This window comes from Marinobacter litoralis (assembly GCF_016427555.1).
GTDB lineage: Bacteria > Pseudomonadota > Gammaproteobacteria > Pseudomonadales > Oleiphilaceae > Marinobacter > Marinobacter litoralis_A.
Genome location: NZ_JAELVS010000007.1, coordinates 34,724 through 49,368 on the forward strand (window position 1 = coordinate 34,724; position 14,645 = coordinate 49,368).

14 protein-coding genes are annotated in these 14,645 nt (G+C 55.0%); 12 read left to right on the forward strand and 2 right to left on the reverse strand.

Annotated features, from left to right (window positions below):
• The first annotated feature begins 49 nt into the window (after positions 1-49).
• The 10 genes from JAO79_RS15025 (at position 50) to JAO79_RS15070 (ending at position 9,330) form a co-directional block, all read left to right on the forward strand.
• Positions 50-1,798: an alkaline phosphatase D family protein gene (locus JAO79_RS15025; protein WP_199008044.1), complete on the forward strand. Its 1,749-nt coding sequence runs from the start codon at positions 50-52 to the stop codon at positions 1,796-1,798.
• Complete coding sequence (locus JAO79_RS15030; protein WP_199008045.1) at positions 1,795-2,964, forward strand: metallophosphoesterase; 1,170 nt, start codon at positions 1,795-1,797, stop codon at positions 2,962-2,964. The genes JAO79_RS15025 and JAO79_RS15030 overlap by 4 nt, the downstream gene beginning before the upstream one ends.
• A gap of 431 nt (positions 2,965-3,395) precedes the next feature.
• A complete protein-coding gene (locus JAO79_RS15035) occupies positions 3,396-4,304 on the forward strand; it encodes an urease accessory protein UreD (RefSeq protein ID WP_227664712.1) in 909 nt (302 codons plus the stop codon).
• A 100-nt stretch (positions 4,305-4,404) separates the two neighbouring features.
• The gene (ureA, locus tag JAO79_RS15040) at positions 4,405-4,707 is read left to right on the forward strand and encodes an urease subunit gamma (RefSeq protein WP_114333983.1); all 303 of its coding nucleotides are present in this window, start codon (positions 4,405-4,407) and stop codon (positions 4,705-4,707) included.
• A gap of 11 nt (positions 4,708-4,718) precedes the next feature.
• Positions 4,719-5,060 carry an urease subunit beta gene (locus tag JAO79_RS15045; protein ID WP_199008046.1) on the forward strand — a complete coding sequence of 114 codons (342 nt, stop codon included), beginning with the start codon at positions 4,719-4,721 and terminating at the stop codon, positions 5,058-5,060.
• Positions 5,057-6,760 carry an urease subunit alpha gene (ureC, locus tag JAO79_RS15050; protein ID WP_199008047.1) on the forward strand — a complete coding sequence of 568 codons (1,704 nt, stop codon included), beginning with the start codon at positions 5,057-5,059 and terminating at the stop codon, positions 6,758-6,760. The genes JAO79_RS15045 and ureC overlap by 4 nt, the downstream gene beginning before the upstream one ends.
• 21 nt (positions 6,761-6,781) lie before the next feature.
• Positions 6,782-7,306, forward strand: a complete 525-nt coding sequence (gene ureE / locus JAO79_RS15055; RefSeq protein WP_199008048.1) for an urease accessory protein UreE — start codon at positions 6,782-6,784, stop codon at positions 7,304-7,306.
• The gene (locus tag JAO79_RS15060) at positions 7,296-8,003 is read left to right on the forward strand and encodes an urease accessory protein UreF (RefSeq protein WP_199008117.1); all 708 of its coding nucleotides are present in this window, start codon (positions 7,296-7,298) and stop codon (positions 8,001-8,003) included. The genes ureE and JAO79_RS15060 overlap by 11 nt, the downstream gene beginning before the upstream one ends.
• A 31-nt stretch (positions 8,004-8,034) precedes the next feature.
• Positions 8,035-8,673: an urease accessory protein UreG gene (gene ureG, locus JAO79_RS15065; RefSeq protein ID WP_199008049.1), complete on the forward strand. Its 639-nt coding sequence runs from the start codon at positions 8,035-8,037 to the stop codon at positions 8,671-8,673.
• 72 nt (positions 8,674-8,745) lie between these two features.
• Complete coding sequence (locus tag JAO79_RS15070; RefSeq protein ID WP_199008050.1) at positions 8,746-9,330, forward strand: HupE/UreJ family protein; 585 nt, start codon at positions 8,746-8,748, stop codon at positions 9,328-9,330.
• Between the two features lie 77 nt (positions 9,331-9,407).
• Here the strand turns inward: JAO79_RS15070 and JAO79_RS15075 are convergent, their stop codons facing one another.
• Complete coding sequence (locus JAO79_RS15075; RefSeq protein WP_199008051.1) at positions 9,408-10,100, reverse strand: haloacid dehalogenase type II; 693 nt, start codon at positions 10,098-10,100, stop codon at positions 9,408-9,410.
• An 8-nt stretch (positions 10,101-10,108) separates the two neighbouring features.
• Positions 10,109-10,561, reverse strand: coding sequence for an MgtC/SapB family protein (locus tag JAO79_RS15080; protein ID WP_199008052.1), 453 nt, complete (start codon positions 10,559-10,561; stop codon positions 10,109-10,111).
• A gap of 255 nt (positions 10,562-10,816) precedes the next feature.
• Here JAO79_RS15080 and JAO79_RS15085 point away from each other — a divergent pair, with 255 nt between their 5' ends.
• Both JAO79_RS15085 and JAO79_RS15090 read left to right on the forward strand, forming a co-directional pair.
• Positions 10,817-12,124 (forward strand): YncE family protein, encoded by a 1,308-nt coding sequence (locus tag JAO79_RS15085; RefSeq protein WP_199008053.1) that lies wholly within the window; start codon positions 10,817-10,819, stop codon positions 12,122-12,124.
• Between the two features lie 36 nt (positions 12,125-12,160).
• Positions 12,161-14,644, forward strand: a complete 2,484-nt coding sequence (locus tag JAO79_RS15090; RefSeq protein ID WP_199008054.1) for a neutral/alkaline non-lysosomal ceramidase N-terminal domain-containing protein — start codon at positions 12,161-12,163, stop codon at positions 14,642-14,644.
• The last annotated feature ends 1 nt before the right edge of the window (position 14,645 follow it).

The window sequence follows — 14,645 nt, forward strand, 5'->3', positions numbered from 1 at the left end:
ATATTCAGGTCATGCTTGCGACCAATCGAAATCATCGCGGGAGTATTTGATGAAGCGTAGGGACTTTTTGGTGAAAAGCAGCGCTGCCGGCGTATCGTTGGTGGCTTTGTCTGCTTGTAACGGAGCAGGGTCTGGCGGAACGGATGTTGTTGCGGCGTCTCCTAACGGTAATAGTGGCAGTTCAGAAGGTACTGGAGAGCAAGGCTTCGTAAAGCCGGCGATGCCGGAATGGGGTGGCCCTTCACCGTTTCAGCATGGTGTTGCAAGCGGCGATCCCTTGGCCCGACAGGTGATTTTGTGGACCCGGATTACGGCTGACGGGCTGGATGAAGTACCGGTTATTGTCCGTGTCTCCCGGGATCCTGAACTTAATGATGTCGTGTACGAAGGCGTTGGTTATGCGCGCTCACAAGCCGACTACACCGTCAAAATCGACGCTATGCTTCCTGAAGCAGATACTACTTGGTTCTATCAGTTTGAGTCGTTGGGCTACTTCTCGCCGATAGGGCGAACCAAAACAACGGCACACGCTCATGAGTCTGTTGAGCATGTGCGTCTGGCTGTCATGGCCTGCGCAAATTATGCGTACGGATTCTTTAACGCGTATCGCAAAGTGGCATTTCGCCGTGACCTGGACGCCGTTCTGTTCCTGGGCGACTACATCTACGAATACGCCCCAGGTGAATACGGCGACCCCGAGGTTGAAAAACTTCGCCCGCTAGATCCTCCTCACGAAATCATCACCCTGTCTGATTATCGGCGCCGATATGCGTTAAACCGCACCGATGAGGATCTTCAGGAGTGCCATCGCCAGCACCCGTTTATTTGCGTGTGGGATGATCATGAAATCACGAACGACGCATGGTCTGGAGGAGCCGAGAACCATAATGAGGGCGAGGGCAGCTATGCAGATCGTAAGCGGGCTGCGGTGCAGGCCTACTACGAATGGATGCCGATAAGGCCGGTGCTTCCGGACCGGCAGGTTCGTATCTACCGGTCGTTTGAGTTTGGCCAGCTTGCTTCGCTGATGATGCTGGATACCCGTCTGATCGGCCGCGATCAGCAAACCGATTCCCCGGTCACGGCCCGTGACCGAAACCGCTCTCTGCTGGGCGATGACCAGCAGACGTGGTTGTTCGAACAGTTGGAGCATTCTCAAACCCGGGGTGCCCAGTGGCATTTGCTGGGCCAGCAAGTGATGTTGTCTCCGCTAACGTTGGGCGCTTTGCCCGATATGCCCAATCTGGATTTGGGCGGTGGTGCGCAAGTGAACTACGACCAATGGGATGGCTATGAAGCCAGTCGCCGTGCTTTGTTAGGGCGTATCGAGGCGATGAGCCTGGATAATGCGGTGGTGTTGACGGGAGATATTCATTCCTCATGGGCGATGGATGTAAGCCTCGATCCCGGTAACTGGTTCGCCTATAACCGGTTCACCGGCGAGGGTTCATTAGCGGTTGAGTTCGTTACCCCGGCTGTTACCTCGCCTGGAGCGCCCTCGAAAGAAATCTCGGACTTGGCGAAGGCTTATCTGATTCCGGCAAACCCGCACATCAAGTGGCTCGATTTTTACCACCGTGGCTACATGGTGCTTGATGTCACGCCAGAGCGGTGTCAGGCCGATTGGTTCCATCTGGAAACCGTGTCTGAGCCCAGTAACCAAGAGCATTTTGCGATGGGTTGGTATACCGCCAGTGGTGAAAATCACGTTCAGTCTAGCAGGGTGCCCTGCGCGCCGAAGCGCAATGCGCCGCCGTTAGCACCAGAAAATAATGTACAAGAGGAGGCTACGGCATGAGTAATGATCGCCGCACTTTTTTGCGCCAGCTGCTGATTGGTGGAGCCAGTGTTACCGCTTTGGCCGCATGTGGAGGGCAAGGCGGTTCCGATGGTGGAGATGATTTGCCTAACGATCCGCCAAAGGGGAGCCCCGGAACGGACGCACCACCTGTTGCCTCCGAAGGGGTAACGAAAACGGAGTCGCTGAGTTTTATTGCTATCGGGGATATGGGTACCGGCAATATCGGCCAGTATCACGTGGCCGAGGCTATGCGGCAAATTATCGAAGCCCAAGGTTGTGATTTCGTACTCGGTGCCGGAGATAACATCTACGAAGATGGCGTCACATCAGTCGATGACAACGGATTCTTGGAGAGCTTTGAGTACCCGTATCAGAATCTGGATGTGCCTTTCTACATGTGTCTGGGCAATCACGATTGTGCCAGCACCATATTCGGTGGTGGTTCCGATAACCAGCGTGGCGATTACCAAGTGGATTACCACTACAGTGACAAGAGGTATTCCACAAAGTGGCGCATGCCGGCACGTTTTTATAAGGAGTCGTTCGGGCAGCTTGCGCAGGAAAAGCCGTTTCTCGACCTGTTTGTGGTGGATTCCAATCCGTTGACCAGCTTTTATACCGACTACGATGAGCGGTTCAACTGGCAAAATTATGGCTACCCGCAGCAGTTATGGATGAAGGAGTCGGTTAAGGAAAGCCGGGCCCATTGGAAGATTGCGATGAGTCATGTGCCGTACCTTTCGAACGGAAAGCATGGTAATGCCGGTAATCTGGATGAAGGAATGCGGCAGATCTTTACTAATCCGGATGCGGATGGTCAGCGCTATAAGTTGTTCCTCGAAGAGGCGTTTAGCGACAAGGTGGATATGTTGGTCACCGGTCACGATCACTCGATGCAGTGGATAAAGCCGGTAGACAGCATGGGGCCTGCGCACATTCTGGTTTCGGGCGCTGGCGGCAAAACCGATAAATTCCAAGACCCGGAGCGCAACCCAACCTATTACCAGGCTGAGAATGAGCTGGGCTTTGTGTGGGTTCACCTCACCGAAGAGCGCATGCTGTTGGAGTTTTACCTCGTTAATGAGGAGACTGGCGAGTTTCGTTTGGGCTACTCTCGCGAAGAGAATAAGCCTGTTTCGGTACAGGAGTTTGAGCCAGCGTGAGGTTCCGTTAGGTGGCGGGGTGTTTGTCCGGCCACCTAACGAAAAATTTTGGTAATTTTTTTATAATTTTGTTGACTATAAAAATTCCTCAAGAGTATAATTGCGTCAGGGCATAGCTGGTGGTTCGTGAAAGTCTTTTTAGGCCTTTGAGTTCCTCAAGTCGGCATACACACCCAGAGACGTTCGTCTCCGCCCTGATTCTGTTTATCTGATATTTCGCATCAGTTTGCATTTTTTCATCTCAAGCAATACCTGCAAGCTGATCGCCAACGGCGGCTGACAAGCCGATTCCGTCAATCTGACCGTACCCGTGCGCGTGGACGTTCGAGATCTTTCTGCTGTCTTCAGCATATAGCCCTGTCTGTCAGGAAAGTCTGCTGTGGAATCCGCGGAAGATGCTGCGCTGGGCTATTACAAAGGTACACGATCGCATGACGACTCTACCCTTTATGCCTGTTCAACAACGGGCAGCCTCGGATTCCGGGCATCGTTTTGATGCAAATCGCCATTGGGCAGCCTCTCTGACTTTGGGTTTTGGTGCCTACTCGGACGGTGATCGCAGTATCACCAGAATGAATAAATCTCACCATTACGGCCCCCTTCGTGTTCAGCGGCCGTTTTACCCTGAAGGTCGCGATGGATGCTGCCATGTTTACCTCTTGCATCCGCCCGGCGGACTGGTCAGCGGCGATGCTCTCAACATTGACGTTACGGTAGCCGCAGGTGCACATGCCCTGCTGACGACGCCAGCCGCCAACAAACTTTACCGGGCTGACAGCAATGGTGTTGCCTGGACCCAGACCACTCACCTGAAAGTTGCAAGCCAAGCCACCCTGGAGTGGTTACCCCAGGAAACACTTGCCTTTGACGGATCTCGCGGTGAGCAAACCTTTCTGATCGAGCTGGAAGACAACGCCAAGTGCCTGGGGTGGGAAATTCTTGGCCTTGGCAGGCCGGCGAGCGACTTACCTTTCACAACCGGACATCTGGAACAGCGTTTTCACGTATCCCAGGGCGGGCGGCCCTTGTGGATCGAGCGCCAATCGTTAGATCCAAACCACCGCCGGTTCGTCGGTAAATGGGGGCAGGGCGGAGCCACCGTACACGCGACCTTCTGGGCGATAGGATTGGCCGATCCCGCTGAGGCAGTGTCTGCTTTGCGCGAATACCTGCCGGCAAACGAACGCTGGGCAGTTACCTTCCGTCGCGGTGTATTGCTGCTTCGTTACCTTGGCATGGAACGAAACGAAGCCTGGGACCTCTTCCTGCAAGCGCGAGCTGTTCTGCGCCCACGCCTGACCGGGCACGAGGCCACAATTCCGCGAATTTGGCTTACCTGACACGTTTGCGCCAGAGCGCTGGCTTTGGCGACGACCCACCGCCTGTGTTGATTACACGCACAGGTTTCATAACAAAACATCGATGACGATGGAGTTAGCGATGGAATTAACACCCAGAGATAAAGATAAGTTACTGCTGTTTACCGCCGGGTTGCTGGCTGAACGCCGAAAGGCGAAAGGGCTCAAATTGAATTATCCCGAATCGGTCGCGTTGATTAGCTGCGCGATTATGGAGGGAGCCCGAGAGGGCCGGACCGTGGCGGATATGATGAGTGCCGGCCGGGAAATTCTAACCCGTGACGATGTCATGGATGGTGTGCCCGAGATGATTCAAGACGTGCAAGTCGAGGCAACCTTTCCAGACGGAACCAAGCTGGTCACCGTTCACAATCCGATTGTTTAAGGAGGCTCGTCATGATTCCAGGGGAATATCAACTCCAAAGCGGCGATATCGAACTGTGCGTGGACCGCGCCGATTCAATAATCAGTGTCGAGGTTGCCAATACGGGCGACCGGCCTGTGCAGGTAGGCTCTCACTATCATTTCGCCGAGACGAATCCGGCGCTTCGTTTTGATCGAGAGCAGGCTTACGGCCATCGCCTTGCGATTGCCGCAGGTACGGCGATTCGGTTTGAACCGGGCCAAACCCGAAAAGTGCCTTTGATCCCGTATTCCGGTCTGCGCCGCATATACGGTTTCCGGGGAGAGGTGATGGGGGCATTGGATCAGAACGATAAAGGGGGAGCGCGCCCATGAAGATTTCCCGACAAGCCTATTCAGATATGTACGGCCCGACAACCGGTGACCGCATTCGATTGGGCGATACAGAATTGTGGATCGAAATCGAACACGACCACACCCACTACGGTGAAGAGGTCATGTTTGGTGGCGGCAAGGTCATTCGGGATGGCATGGGCCAGAGCCAGCGTTGCGACGATGCTGTAATGGATACTGTGATCACCAACGTCATCATTTTGGACTGGTGGGGCATCGTAAAAGCCGATGTTGGCCTTAAAAGTGGTCGCATTGCCGCGATAGGCAAGGCTGGTAATCCGGATACCCAGCCCGATGTAGATATTGTGATTGGAGCCGGTACCGAAATTATCGCCGGAGAAAACCGAATTTTGACTGCTGGCGGCGTCGACACGCACGTGCACTACATCTGCCCTCAGCAAGTCGACGAGGCGCTGATGAGTGGTCTGACTACTATGATTGGCGGCGGCACAGGTCCGGCGACCGGCTCCACCGCGACCACGCATACTCCAGGACCTTGGCATATTGGCAAGATGATGCAGGCCGTGGACGATTTGCCGATCAACATTGGTTTTCTCGGCAAAGGCAGTTGCAGTCAGCCGGAAGCGCTGGAACAGCAGGTCAAGGCTGGCGCCATGAGTCTGAAAATTCACGAAGACTGGGGCGCCGCGCCGGCGTCCATCAGCAACGCGCTGGATGTGGCCGACCGTTATGACATCCAGATCGCCATTCATGCCGACAGCCTGAATGAATCCGGCTTTGTGGAAGATACTTTGGCGGCCTTTAAGGATCGGTGTATTCACACTTATCACACCGAAGGCGCCGGTGGCGGCCACGCACCCGATATCATCACCGCTTGCGCGTTGCCCAATGTGTTGCCGTCGTCCACCAATCCGACGCGGCCCTACACCATCAACACGGTTGATGAGCATCTGGACATGTTGATGGTGTGCCACCACTTGGATCCCAACATTCCGGAAGATGTGGCCTTTGCAGACTCTCGCATTCGCCGCGAAACCATCGCCGCCGAAGACATCTTGCACGACATGGGGGTGATTTCGATGATCTCCTCGGACTCCCAGGCCATGGGTCGAATTGGAGAAGTGGTGTGCCGTACCTGGCAGACCGCTCATAAGATGCGTGTGCAGCGAGGGTTGCTGCCTGAAGATCAAGAGCGGGGCGCGGATAACTTCCGGGCGAAGCGCTATGTCGCCAAGTACACCATCAACCCGGCGATCACCCACGGAGTTGGCCACGAAGTCGGCTCGATCGAGATCGGTAAGCTGGCTGATCTGGTGCTGTGGCGGCCCGCGTTCTTTGGGGTCAAACCGGAGCTCGTAGTTAAGGGCGGAATGATCGCGGGAGCGGCCATGGGCGATCCTAACGGCTCCATTTCCACGCCACAGCCGGTGCATTACCGCCGCATGTTTGGCGCCTACGGTCGCGCCGCCGCAGCGACGAGAATGACGTTTGTCAGCCAAGCGGCCATGAATACCGGTCTGGAAGAAAAACTGGGCCTGAAGAGCCCGCTGGTGGCGGTGAAAAACGTCCGACAGGTGCGGAAAAACGACATGAAACTGAACGAAGCCTGCCCGAAACTGACGGTAGACCCCCAAACCTACGAAGTACACGCCGATGGTGTGTTGCTGACCTGTGCACCGCTTTCGGAAGTACCGTTAGCGCAGCGCTATCACTTGTTCTGAGAGGCTTGGAAGGAAACGTACATGCTTGAATTGATTAAGAGAATGGACAGCAGCCCGGAGGTGGGCGCAACGGACACACTGACGCTACCTTATGAGCTGAGAATTCGTGGCCGTCTGAAGGCGGTGACGGATAACGGTCAGGATGTTGGCCTGTTTCTGGATCGGGGGCCGGTTTTGCGCCACGGCGACCTGTTACAGGCCCGAACTGGCGAGGTGATCAGGGTATGCGCTGCGGCGGAGCCGGTGACCACCGCCTATATCAGCAACGGCCTGCCCCTGGCCCGATTGTGTTACCACCTCGGTAACCGCCATGTGTCGCTAGCCATTGGCGCTGACGACGACGGCCGTCATTGGGTGCGCTTCCCGCCGGATCATGTGCTGGAAGAGCTGGCTGAATTATTGGGTGCCAGCCTTAGCCACCACGAGGCACCGTTTGACCCAGAGTCAGGCGCCTATGCGCACGCCGGGCGGGAACATGCGCACAGTCATGGTCATTCCCATGACCATGGGCACAGTCACTCAGATGGCCATAGCCATGCGCACTGACCGCCAACACGCCGAGGCCAGTGACTTGGCGTTGTTGGGATTGATGCAGTTGATCAGCCCGGCGCTGCCCATTGGTGCTTTTGCTTGGTCGCAGGGCCTCGAAAGTGCCTTTGAGCTGGGTTGGGTCCGCAATGAAAAAGAATTGGGTGAATGGCTGGAAGGTGTTCTCGACGATGGTTTGAGTCGCTGCGAGTTGCCAGTGTTAGCGCGCTTGCAGCAGTGCTGGGCCAGCGCCGATAGCGATGGTTTGGCGTTCTGGAACGATTGGCTTCACGCCAATCGTGAAACCGCCGAACTCAGTGATGAGGACATTCGGCTTGGGTTGGCGTTGAAACGCCTGCTCACCAGTCTGGCGCTGCAGCCAAATCCCGAAGAAGGGGATGCCCAGCTACCGGCTGAGCCGGGTTACGTCACCGTGTTTGCTTGGGCGGCACATCAGCGACAGGTGCCGGTGCGTCAAGCCTTGCTCGGCTTTGCCTGGGGCTGGTTGGAAAATCAGTTGGCAGTGGCCTGTAAAGCCATGCCGTTAGGGCATACCGCGGCGCAGCGCCTGAACGAGCAACTGCGGCCCAAGTTGGTGGCAGCAGTTGAAACCGCACTGGCGCTAAGTGACCAAGAACTGGGCCCGATTCTGCCGGGGTTGGCGCTGGGAAGTGCTCAGCACGAAACCCAATATTCAAGATTGTTCCGAAGCTAAGAGGCTTCGAATTAACAGAAGGAACTTTGCAATGACTCATTGTTTACGAGTAGGTGTTGGTGGGCCTGTTGGTTCGGGAAAAACCGCATTGCTGCGCCAACTGTGTAAGGCGCTGAAAGATCACTACAACATCGCGGTGGTGACCAACGACATATACACACGAGAAGATGCGGACTTCCTGTTGAGGCACGAAGCTCTGCCAGCCGATCGGATACTTGGCGTGGAAACCGGAGGTTGTCCTCACACCGCGATTCGCGAAGACGCCTCGATGAACCTGGCGGCCATTGATGATCTGCAAACCCGTCACCCCGATTTGGAATTGGTGCTGGTGGAATCCGGTGGTGACAACCTTTCGGCCACGTTCAGTCCGGAACTGTCAGACCTGACCCTGTACGTGATTGATGTTTCAGCGGGTGACAAGATTCCGCGCAAAGGTGGCCCGGGTATCACCAAATCGGATTTGTTGATCATCAATAAGATTGATATTGCCGAATACGTGCACGCCTCACTGGATGTTATGGAACGGGACTCCAAGAAAATGCGTGGTGAGCGACCGTTTGTGTTCACAAACCTATACGACGGCGAGGGTCTGGAGGAAATCATCAGCTTCATTTTGAAGCAGGGAATGTTGCCTGAACGTCGGCCGGGAAAGATGGACCAAAGCGCCTGAATCTTCAGCAAAAGCTGTGCAAACAGCACGAATTGAAATCGAAACAAATACTAAGAACAGACGGAGAATACCATGAACAAAATGACTAAATTGTTGATGACCACTGGCCTGATGCTGACCGCCACGGTTGCTGCGGCACACCCCGGCCACGGTGTGCACACCCACAGTGATTTTCTCAGCGGTTTGCTGCATCCGATGATGGGTATTGACCATCTGCTGGCAATGGCCGCCATTGGCTTCTGGAGCATTCGGCAAAGCACCGCGATGAAAAATGGTGCACCGCTGTTTGTTGTTGGCGGCATGATTCTGGGAGCCGCACTGGCGTGGGGTGGCTTGAATTTGAGCGGTGTGGAAACGGGCATCGCCATGTCAGTACTGTTGGCCGGTGTTCTGATTGCGACCATGGCTAAGTTGCCTACCGCCATTGGCGGCACCTTGGTGACACTGTTTATGATCACCCATGGCTATGCTCACGGAGCGGAAATGACCGCCGGTGCCAGCTTGTTTTCTTACATGGCCGGTTTCCTGGTTGCTACCTTGGCTATCACCTTCGTTGGTCGTCGCTTGGGTGAATTGATGCTCCGCGCCGATAACCGGGTAACCCGTGCGTTGGGTGGTGTGGTCGCTGTGGTTGGTGGTGTGCTAGCCGCCGGTTGACCTAAAACTGAGCCTGGAATGGACCTGAAAAGCCGCATGAACCTCGTGCGGCTTTTTCGTTTCAGGGCAACAGGTCTTTAGAGCTCGGCGTTGATGATCTGTTCTGCCAATTCGGTTAGATCAGATGCCATAAAATCAGGATGCGGAACGCCGGGCGCGGGCAAAAACGCGTTATATGGCCGAGCAAGAAACGCGCCTTGGCAGCCCGCGGCCTGCGCGCCTATGGTGTCCCAAAGATGGCAGGCGACAAGGCAGAGTTCGGATGTTTCAACCGACAGTTCCCGGGCAACGTATTGGTAGGTTTCCGGCGCCGGCTTGAACTTACCGGTTACTTCAACGCTGAACGTACGCTCGAAATAATCGCTTAAACCGGCTTCTTCCAACGGAGTGGGTGAAGCACTAACAGGGGAGTTGGTGAGCGTGACCATTCTATAGCCCGCGTTTTTTAATCGGGTAAGAGCTGAAGCGACATCCGGGTGCGCCGGCATGCGCCGCATGCGATCCCCCAATTCTTCAAGGTCGTTATCGGTGCAGGCAATTTGATGAATTGATGCGGTCATTTTTAGTGCCGCTGCGCCAAGCTTGTTGAAGGGGGTATAAAGGCCCGATAACGTCATCGTCTGGGAGTACAGTACAAGCTGAGCGAACCACTCTCTGAGCAGGGCAGGGTTTCCAAACATGCGCTTAAACAAGGGCTCCAGAGTGGTAATGTCGAGTAGGGTTTCATTGACATCAAAAACGATAACGGACGGACCTTTTTTATTGATCATGCTGCACCTTATTCCTCGATTACTTCCCGTTCAAAGCGTCCTAAAATAACCACGGTTACGAGTGCAAACCCGGTCAGTAATCCGGCCAAAACCAAGTTGCCAAGACCACAGGCCACACCTATGGCACCTGAAATCCAGATAGAGGCCCCTGTGGTAATACCCTGCACATTACCGCGGCTCTGAATGATGCAGCCTGCCCCCAAAAAGCCAATGCCGCCGACCACCCCTTCCACGATGCGGGTCGGATCGATTCGAGCGGAAGGGTCGCCCTCCGCCGTTGCCAGCAAAATGTGCATACCCATCATAATGAAAGCAGACGCCCCCAGAGAGACCAGCATGTGAGATCGCAGCCCCGCCGGTTTCCCTCGTAACTCCCGTTCCAGACCTAACACAAACGCAAGCCCGGCAGCCGAAAGGAGGCGAATGGTCATGTTCAGCACAGAAATTTCGCTTTCGTCCATCGTCTTCTCCACTGGTGAAAGATTATGTGCTCCCTGCAAAGAATAGCAGTTTCGGTTTTGCGCGTATAAGTGCCCGGCCTCAATGGCTTTGGGGCCGTTTGGGAATTCAGGAATTGGCTGAATTGACGATTCTGCCAACAGTTCTGTCATTTCTGCCATAGCCGAAAATGTGACGGTGTACGCATAATGTAATGCGACTGACTGTCACGTTTATGTGCAGCCAAAGAACAACAAAATAACAATGGAGCCCTTTCGATGCGTTTTACTGCCCCCCTTACTCCTCTGTTGATGACGCTGATTCTCGCCGGCTGCATGGGTGAAACTGACAGCTCCGATGGCAATACAGGCTCGGCAGAGCCTGCGGACTCATCTGTAGCAACGCAGCCTGAGAACGAACCCCCGGTCACCGTTCCGGTTGAGGATGGCGCGCAGCCCGTGGTATTCGTCGGCAGCAACTGGGACGGCGTTATCGATGTTATTGATGGCGAAAGCTACGTAAAGATTGGTCGAATTAATGGTATCCCGGACTTAGAAGAGCGGATGAACGAAATTCGCCTTGACCCCATCAAGTTGGCAGCGTTTCACGGTATCGCGTTGTTGATCGGTGAGGGTCACAACCAGTATGTCGATGATATGTACAGTACCCGCAACGGGGAGCTGTTGATCGTCTCCCGGCCGAGTTTTGCGGATGTGGTTGCTATCGATATCGCCTCCAACGATATCGTCTGGCGCTTTGAAGTTGACGGCATTCGCTCTGATCACATGGCATTGTCACCAGACGGTTCGGAGGTTGCGGTTTCAGCGTCAACCGGCAAGGTGGTGCACATTCTGGATGTCTGGACCGGTGAAGAAAAAGCGCGCTTCCCGACCGGTAACTCCCCGCATGAAAACGTGTACTCGAAAGACGGAAAGAAAATTTATCACGCCAGTATCGGGCATGTGTTCACACCGGCAGACAGGGGCCTGCTCAAAGACACCAAGGGCGAACGCATTTTCAAAGTGGTGGATACGGAAACCTGGGAAGACATCAAAAGCTTTGATATCAGCAAAAAGCTGGCGGAAGCGGGTTATCCCAACATGAGCCCGGCCATTCGGCCGATGGCGCACACCGAGGATGAAAAGTTCTTCTACTTCCAGCTGTCCTTTTTCCATGGGTTTGTCGAATACGATATGGAGAACGACAAAATTACGCGAGTTGCGAATCTTCCGAATCGGGTGCCGGATCTACCGGTTGAGCTATACGTAAACGATTCAGCGCATCATGGAATCTCGATGGGTGGCGGTGACGAAAAACTGTGCGTTGCCGGAACCATGAGCGACTACGTGGCCATTGTTGATCGTGAAACCTTTGAGTATGAACTGTTGGAAGGCTTGGGTGAGAAGCCGTATTGGATCACTCGTGATGCGTCTGGCGAGAACTGTTTTGTGTCCTGGAGTGGCACCGATCAGATGTCGGTCATCAATATTGAGCGCGCCGAAGAAGTGGTTCGGATCGATGTTGGAGACCACCCGCAGCGCATCCGTGAAGGCAGTGTGCCAGACGGCTGGACAACGCCGTTTTAAAGCGCGAACCATCGACAACGATCAACAGGACGTTCTATGAAAAATAATAACGTGCGTTTGCTGTCTCGTAAGTTGAGCCTGGTGTTCGCCAGTGCGTTATTGATGGCATGCGGAGGTGATCAAGAAAGCTCCGGTGTTGTCTCCGAATCACCGGCCCCCAGCGGGCCCGTTTCTCCCGCTGAAAGTGAGCCGAATGTAGCGGCTTTTGCCAATCCTGAACTGGCACAGTGTGTGATCGACAGCCCTTTGCGGGACATCGGCAAGGGTATGGATGCGCCTTCGGTGACGAGCTCTGAAGTCGCGGTTATTCAGGATCTGTCTCAAGGCACCATCGGGGCGTGTGCCGCCAATCAGGAATTCCGGTTTGGTAGCGGTTTGTCAGACATTACCGGCCCCGTTGCTCTGAAAAGCGGGGCAGGTTGGGAAGATTCCGCACAGGTGATGCATGGCCTGCACCAGCGCCAGTATGCGCGGGCATTCGCTATAGAATCGCCCTGCAACGACAAACGGGTGATGTTTGTTTCGGCCGACATCGGCTTGATGTGGGGCTCTATTCGTAATGGTGTCCTCGAGGCTTTGGCGAAAGATCCTGAGCTGGCGGCCAATTACACGGCTGAGAACCTCATGTTGTCGGCCACTCATACCCATAATGGGCCCGCGGGCTATGCGCACCACGAAGCCGGGAACGCGTTGCATCTGGGGTTTGATTCACTGGTATACAAAACCATCGTCAATGGCATTGTTGATGCCATCGGCCGGGCTCATAGGAACATCGAAGGCAATGAGCAAACGGCACCTATAGAATTGGCCGTGGGCGAGTTGCTGAATACCAATATCAACCGTTCGCGCCCCGCCTATGCCATGAATCCAGAGCCTGAGCGACAGCAATTTCTGAATATCCGGGGCGAAGAAGTGGATGTGGCCAAGACCATGGTGCAACTGAATCTTCGCCGTGAGGGTGGCAGCCCGGTGGGTGTGATTAACTGGTTTGGTGTGCACCCGACGGTGATGGGGCCCGAAGTGCCTTACGTTAGCTCGGATGTGAAAGGGTTTGCATCACTTGGCTTCGAAGAAATCATGGCCACGGATTATCGGGCAGACCCGGGCAAAGACAGTTTTGTAGCGGCATTTGCTCAAGCGGATGAGGGGGATGCTTCGCCGAACATCTTCATCAACGAATTCCCGCACCCTGATCCTCGCCGAGGAGGCGGGGAGACACCGATGGATTCAAACGCTATTTCCGGTACCAAACAACTGGCGCGTGCGCTCGAGCTTTGGCAGGAAGGACAGCCATTATCGGGCAGGGTGGATTATCGGTTAATGCATGTGCAGATGAACAAGGTTACCGTCACGGATCCGAACGTTCTTTCCCGGCTGGAGCACCCGCCGGAACTGGATGAGCCTAAAAAGCAAACCTGTAATGCCGCGCTCGGCGTGTCTTTCCCTGCGGGGGCGGAGGATGGCCCGGGGCCCATTAGTCAGGAAGGCCTGACCTGCAGCGCCTCGCCAGATTTGCTGCGCAGTGCTGCTGCGGACTTCGCAGGGCTGACCGAGATGGCGATGCCGTTGAAGTTGGTCAGCGATCTGTTGCTGTGCAATGTACAGCATTTACCGGTGCTAGGATTGGGATGCCATGCCGAAAAGCCGATTTTGCTCCCCACCAATCTTGGGGAAATTGCAGGTGGAATACCGAATAAGGTAACAGGGCTGCTCGGGTTAACGTCAAACTTTGAGCCTGCGATACATCCATTGCAGATATTCCAGCTTGGTAATCTGGCCCTGGTGGGCTTGCCATGGGAAGTCACAACCATGTCTGCCCGGCGTTTACGGGAAATGGTTCAGGAAGAACTGGCGCCGGTGGGGGTTGATACGGTGGTCATCGCCGGGCTTGTGAACGGGTATATTCATTACCTGACCACTCGCGAAGAGTACGCCAGTCAGCAGTACGAGGGTGCCTCAAATGCTTTTGGCCCCTGGAGCCTGGCGGCAGTAACTCAAGAACTCCGAAAACTCGCGGGTTCCATGGCTCAGGGTACGGTGATGCCCGTTGGGCCGCCGTTGCCAAAGGTAAAGCCTGTGCTGCACAGGCTACCTTATATTCCAAGCGATAGCCCCGGCGAACAAGCGTTCGGAACAGTGCTTGAGGATGTGCCGGCGATTGCCTCGCCTGGCGATGAGATCTCGGCCCGCTTTCAGGCCAGTCATCCGCGTAATGATCTTATGCTGAACGATAGCTATGCCTATGCCGAGCGATTCACCGAAAATGGTACGTGGGACGTGGTAGCAACAGACCGTTCGCCGAACCTCATATATACCTGGCATCCGAATTATTTGCCCCCGTTTACCATGGAGTTGCCCTACACAGGCGCGTCGGAAGCGACGGTGGCTTGGCACTTGCCAAGAAATCTGCAACCCGGTACCTACCGCCTGAGAACGAAAGGCGTGGCGAAGCCGGGCGGCGCCTGGGAAGGTGTGAGTGGTGCGTTTGAAGTGGCTGGAAAAAGCGAAGGATGTCCGTAGG

Excerpts from the sequence above, each read along its gene's own strand:
- JAO79_RS15045 (WP_199008046.1), top strand. The coding sequence starts at position 4,719 with ATGATTCCAGGGGAATATCAACTCCAAAGCGGCGATATCGAACTGTGC.
- ureE (WP_199008048.1), top strand. The coding sequence starts at position 6,782 with ATGCTTGAATTGATTAAGAGAATGGACAGCAGCCCGGAGGTGGGCGCA.
- JAO79_RS15085 (WP_199008053.1), top strand. The coding sequence starts at position 10,817 with ATGCGTTTTACTGCCCCCCTTACTCCTCTGTTGATGACGCTGATTCTC.
- JAO79_RS15075 (WP_199008051.1), bottom strand. The coding sequence starts at position 10,100 with ATGATCAATAAAAAAGGTCCGTCCGTTATCGTTTTTGATGTCAATGAA.
- ureG (WP_199008049.1), top strand. The coding sequence starts at position 8,035 with ATGACTCATTGTTTACGAGTAGGTGTTGGTGGGCCTGTTGGTTCGGGA.
- JAO79_RS15025 (WP_199008044.1), top strand. The coding sequence starts at position 50 with ATGAAGCGTAGGGACTTTTTGGTGAAAAGCAGCGCTGCCGGCGTATCG.
- ureA (WP_114333983.1), top strand. The coding sequence starts at position 4,405 with ATGGAATTAACACCCAGAGATAAAGATAAGTTACTGCTGTTTACCGCC.
- JAO79_RS15090 (WP_199008054.1), top strand. The coding sequence starts at position 12,161 with ATGAAAAATAATAACGTGCGTTTGCTGTCTCGTAAGTTGAGCCTGGTG.
- JAO79_RS15035 (WP_227664712.1), top strand. The coding sequence starts at position 3,396 with ATGACGACTCTACCCTTTATGCCTGTTCAACAACGGGCAGCCTCGGAT.
- ureC (WP_199008047.1), top strand. The coding sequence starts at position 5,057 with ATGAAGATTTCCCGACAAGCCTATTCAGATATGTACGGCCCGACAACC.
- JAO79_RS15070 (WP_199008050.1), top strand. The coding sequence starts at position 8,746 with ATGAACAAAATGACTAAATTGTTGATGACCACTGGCCTGATGCTGACC.
- JAO79_RS15030 (WP_199008045.1), top strand. The coding sequence starts at position 1,795 with ATGAGTAATGATCGCCGCACTTTTTTGCGCCAGCTGCTGATTGGTGGA.
- JAO79_RS15080 (WP_199008052.1), bottom strand. The coding sequence starts at position 10,561 with ATGGACGAAAGCGAAATTTCTGTGCTGAACATGACCATTCGCCTCCTT.
- JAO79_RS15060 (WP_199008117.1), top strand. The coding sequence starts at position 7,296 with ATGCGCACTGACCGCCAACACGCCGAGGCCAGTGACTTGGCGTTGTTG.